The sequence below is a fragment of the Pseudomonadota bacterium genome (assembly GCA_018242545.1).
GTDB lineage: Bacteria > Pseudomonadota > Alphaproteobacteria > 16-39-46 > 16-39-46 > 16-39-46.
Window position 1 is genome coordinate 1 of record JAFEBT010000093.1, and the last position, 4,839, is coordinate 4,839.

The 4,839-nt window shown below is 36.3% G+C and carries 5 protein-coding genes; 1 reads left to right on the plus strand and 4 read right to left on the minus strand.

Annotated elements, in window-relative coordinates:
- The coding region (locus tag JSS34_08420) for a site-specific integrase (GenBank protein MBS0186322.1) at window positions 1–770 on the plus strand (770 nt) is incomplete at its 5' end.
- A 138-nt stretch (window positions 771–908) separates the two neighbouring features.
- Here JSS34_08420 and JSS34_08425 read toward each other — a convergent pair.
- The 4 genes from JSS34_08425 to JSS34_08440 form a co-directional block, all read right to left on the minus strand.
- The gene (locus tag JSS34_08425; protein MBS0186323.1) at window positions 909–1,190 is read right to left on the minus strand and encodes a hypothetical protein; all 282 of its coding nucleotides are present in this window, start codon (window positions 1,188–1,190) and stop codon (window positions 909–911) included.
- 89 nt (window positions 1,191–1,279) lie between these two features.
- A complete protein-coding gene (locus tag JSS34_08430; GenBank protein MBS0186324.1) occupies window positions 1,280–2,875 on the minus strand; it encodes a hypothetical protein in 1,596 nt (531 codons plus the stop codon).
- A 199-nt stretch (window positions 2,876–3,074) separates the two neighbouring features.
- Complete coding sequence (locus JSS34_08435) at window positions 3,075–4,058, minus strand: transposase (GenBank protein MBS0186325.1); 984 nt, start codon at window positions 4,056–4,058, stop codon at window positions 3,075–3,077.
- A gap of 95 nt (window positions 4,059–4,153) precedes the next feature.
- On the minus strand, window positions 4,154–4,768 hold the full coding sequence (locus tag JSS34_08440) for a hypothetical protein (GenBank protein MBS0186326.1): 615 nt from the start codon (window positions 4,766–4,768) through the stop codon (window positions 4,154–4,156).
- Window positions 4,769–4,839 lie beyond the last annotated feature (71 nt).

Consider the following 4,839-nt stretch of genomic DNA (forward strand, 5'->3'; position numbering starts at 1 on the left):
CTAAGCTTGGGGATAGAAAAGTAGCCCATCTATCTCGGCGCGATGTAGAAAATTTTCATGCTGCTTTAAAAGAAACACCTTACCAAGCTAATCGAGCTTTAGCTCTCCTTTCTAAGATGCTATCATTAGCTATTGCTTGGGGCTGGAGAGGTGATAATCCTGTAAAAGGCATCCCACGGTTTCCAGAAGAAAAAAGAGATCGATGGCTTAATAAAGAGGAAATCTCTCGTCTTTGGAAAACTTTAGATGATTATAAAAGACCTTCCTCTTACTTTTTTAAGTTACTCCTTCTTACCGGTGCTCGAAAAAATGAGCTCCTAAAAGCAACTTGGAGCCATTTTGACTTTGAGCAAGGAGTTTGGACAAAACCTTCTTCTCTTACAAAACAAAAGAAACGAGAATATTTGCCTCTTTCTCAAGAAGCTCTTCAAGTTCTTCAGGAACTCAAGGACTTGAATATTGAAGGTCCTTATGTTTTTCCTGGTTTAACTAAAAAAGAACCCCTTAAAGATTTACAAAATTTATGGAGACGCGTAATTAAAAGAGCAGAATTACCAGGGTTAGGAATTCATGACCTTCGTCATACTCATGCTTCTCACTTAGTATCAAGTGGCTTGAGCTTAAGTATTGTTGGAAAATTGCTGGGACACACCCAAGCTTCCACAACTCAACGATATGCACATCTTGCAGATGAACCCTTAAGACATGCAACATCTCTTTTTGGGAATACAATAAGAGAAGTTACCTCAAGCTCTCTTAAGCAGCCCTGAAAGTAATTATGTAATTTTCATTAGATAATTTGAGACAGCTAACTAAAGATAGCTAAGAAATGGCTAGGATAAACAAGGCACCTAATAAATATACTCAACTACTTAATTTTAAAGATAAACAAATAGTAAGAATGAGTTTTAATATGCTCCAATTCTAGTTACAGCTGCCGTAATACGTTCTTCCTTCTGTCTCTCTTCATCTTCAAGAATTTTTTTTGCCATTGCTTGTAGCCTTTGAAGTTCTGCTGTTGGAGTTGCTTGCTTAAAGCGTCTCAACATTTCATCAGGATCCTGAGATTTACGAACAGGAACAGTTCTTTGACGCTGTTGGTGAGCAGCATCTACATCTGTTTCCATTGCGCAAGTAGAAAAAGAGTATATCCAACAACCCGATATAATCAAAAAAGTTATATTTTTCATAATTATCTCCTCAAAAATTTACTATACTATTTTTATCTCTAAAATCCAAGAGAATTGTTAAAGCTTATAATCATCCACCTATGATTAACCTATAATCTGTCTAATAAAGTAACCATTTCAATCTTTAAAGCTTTCAATAATTTTACATCATTAAAATAATGAGCAACTTGAGTTGCGAAAAGACCGTCTTCTACATTTGAATGACTAAGAGAGATAAATCTATCAATGTTTTGCCTTGTTTCTTCATGTGTAACTCCGACTAATCTTCGAAATTTTTCTAGAATCGCCATAAATTCATCGTTGTTCTTTCCTCCATATAATCTTGTTATGCCATCTTTAAATTGTTTTTCTGTTTTTAATCTCTCAAGAAAAGCGTTAAAAGAGGAAGTAGTATCCCTACAAAAATTATCGGCTTCTTTTATAAGTCCTTCTACATTTCTTGGATCATCCATATCTAATAATTCTCTAGATAAAGAAGCTTGCATTCTATAATAGTTGCCACCCTTAAAAATGCTACTAAAAGATAAATGTGTTGCCATGCTCGTACCATCCATTCCAATATCAATAATCGGACGCGCCCAAGAAAAAGCTCCCGCATAACGAAGATCTTCATTACTAAAAGCACCTGCTGCTTGGCCAGTTCCTACAGAAACCACAGTAAAATCTCTAATATCACTTCCATCTCCAATTACAGCTTGAGCTTGTTCTATAGCAGCTAAAATAGGATTATTTTCAATAAGACCTCCATCCACGCAAACTCTTCGAGGTCTCGCTGTACTTCCATCTCCTATAATTGGTGCAGGAAAATAAGTAGGAGCTGCAGAAGAAGCTGCACCTGCCTCATTAAATCGATACTGGTTAGTATGAGGATTTGTACTGCTTAAATGTAAAACACCTCCTCCCCGGCCAATATCATAAGTTGTTGTTTGAACAGGCCCTAGGCCTTCTCTTAGTTGTCTGGTTGAACCTAGAAGGGTTTCTAATTCCGTATCAAGTGCTTTTCGAGTATATTTTGGGCCACAAGCTCCGCCACAATTATAACAACAGCCAAAACACCCAAAACAGGAAAAAATACTTTTAAGAGCACATGTAAATCTTCCAGAATGAGAAGAAGGACATTGTAGAGAGGCAATACAGCTATCAAAAGCACAACAACCTGAAAACATACTGGATGATCTTGTTCTATAAAAATCAACAATTTCTGCAGCTGAATAAGGACCAGTATTTTCTCGGCCTTTCTTATCAGGAAATGTTAGCCCTAACGCAATAAAGGATCCTGTAGAAGTACCCGTAATGCTTCCTTGAAAAGTATCTTTTATAGGTAGCTCTGTTGCTTCTTCAATACGTGCTAGAATTTGTGCCGTAAAAGCACCCCTTACACCCCCTCCATCTAAAGATAAGACACGTCTTTTTGCTAAGTGTAATTCAAGACGTTGTAATAAAATATCAATTAATTTGGGAGTAGGTTCTGTATCACTTATTACTGGAGATGAGCGCTGTCTTTCTTTCTCACGTTCAGGAATATCTTCCTGAAGTTGAGAAGGCAAGGCAGAAGCTCTTTGTCTATCAATTTGAACTGAATCTTCTAATACAGTTTCTTCCATTGCAAAAGTTTGCTCAAAAATAGCACATGTAAAACTTATAAAGGCTATCGGAATAATAAGTTTTTTTAATAAATGATTCATTTATATGCCTAAATTGTATATATTAAAAATAAAGATACTATCTATATAGTGCTTATTTTTTTATTTTCAAGATGAATTATTTAAATTTCTTATTTGCCTCACCACCCGACAAGATAAATGAAAGACCATAACTTGGGGATGGGAGCAAGGGTAAGAGCGGCTTTCAAGAGAAGGCGTAAGCCTTGTTTAAAGAAAGATGTTAGAGATCGGTAGAGTTTTTTTTAGAGCGTGTTTTAGGGATTCTAGGTTTCATCCCTGTTGAAACAGCCCAATAAAGCGCAATCGTTAGAATTAAGATGAGGCGCTCTATGCGATCTGTGTGTTTGAGATGTGTTGTTGTGATAGAAAAACCTCGAGATTTAAAATCAGAGAAAAGGCATTCTATTCCCCATCGCATTCCATAATCTAAAACTTTATACTGGGAAGGAATACAATCCATAGCAATAATCCAAGGTTCTTTATGTCCTTCCTCGTGGAGAATACCAATGTTTGTAAAGACATTTGTTCTATTGAAATAAGCCTTCTCAAGGCTTGTATAGTTTTGAGAAGCTTCCTCTCCAGTTGTTATATCCCGTCCTTTGTAGTTTAAGATTAGATTAGATTTAAGGCGAATACGATAGTGCCATCTTGCTTTCTTACACCATTCAATAAGAGCAGACGTTCCATAAAAACGATCTGCAGATAAAAGTATGGACACTCCTTCGGGTAAGAGTGTTTTAACATGGTCTAATAATTCTTTTTGAACATCAAATCCTAGGGGACCTTGGGTTTCTACAACAATCCAGCCAACAGGAAGTGCTCTTTCTGCCAATCTTAAAGAAACCATGAGACATTCAAATCCTTCCCGTATCTTACTTTGATCCAACATGAGAACAAGAGTCTGCCCTTGTTCTGTAAGCATTTCTGCAATCTCAGGAATAAATCCTCTCATTACATAGAAAGGTTTGATGAGGGGGTTTGAAAGGAGTCTACTAATATACCGCTCTTTGGATTTTTCATCTCCTGTTTTTCTTGGCAAGATGGATATCCAGTCTCCACTATTAAAATTCCAGCATGCTAAAACAGTTGCTGTTAAATCCGCTATTCCCTCAATATGCGCTTTATGTAATCTTGTTTCTCGGTCTCTTAAATCTTCTTCTATCACCCCAGAAACATGCGCAACTCCGCCCTTTAATATTCTCATTCTTTCCTCCTTTTTCTTTCACATGGAGGATTTTTTATCTTTTTTCAATTATTTTCTTTATTCTGTCGGGTGGTGAGATGTTTAGTATACGGCAATTAGGAAAGGTCAAAAAATTCTTCCGAATTATTCTCTTCTTCATTTTCGAAAGTCACATCCCCTCCTTCACTAACAAAATTAAAGCGCTCTCGTAAATTACTTAATCGTGTCTCAAATCGATAAGAGTATGTGTCTAAGAATTCTTCTGTCGCTTTCCCTAACCGAATCGGCTCGCTTTCTCTTCCTTCAATTAAACGTCCAAACTCTTTCTTTAAAGTAGAAAGTTTAGCAAACATTGCAAAATGTTCTATAAAAGCGCGCAAATTTTCTTTTTTGTATTCATCACGTTGAAACATCTTATAAACAAACCCTTCTCCTACCTTTTCTTCTTTTGGTTTCTTTATTTTTAATAAAGTCTCGGCCAAAAATTGCAAGGTATATACATGAAATTCCATAGTTTCATGTTTTTGTTCAGGTAGTTCAAATCGAGCTAAGCGATTCGCTAATGCCCCTATCCCCCCTTTTGTTTCCGAATATTCACTCGACCACATACGTACACGTGCAAAAATACTAGTACACCAAAAGCTTTCTATCTTTCCTGATAAATTGAGAACACGCCTCTCTTTACCCAATAGACTATCTGCCCCTTTAACTTGTTCAAATTGTTGAGACACTTAACTAAATAATGCCAAGAAAGGAGAAAGAAGAGCTTCAAGGTTTTTTTCTTCTTGCAAATGATAAAAAA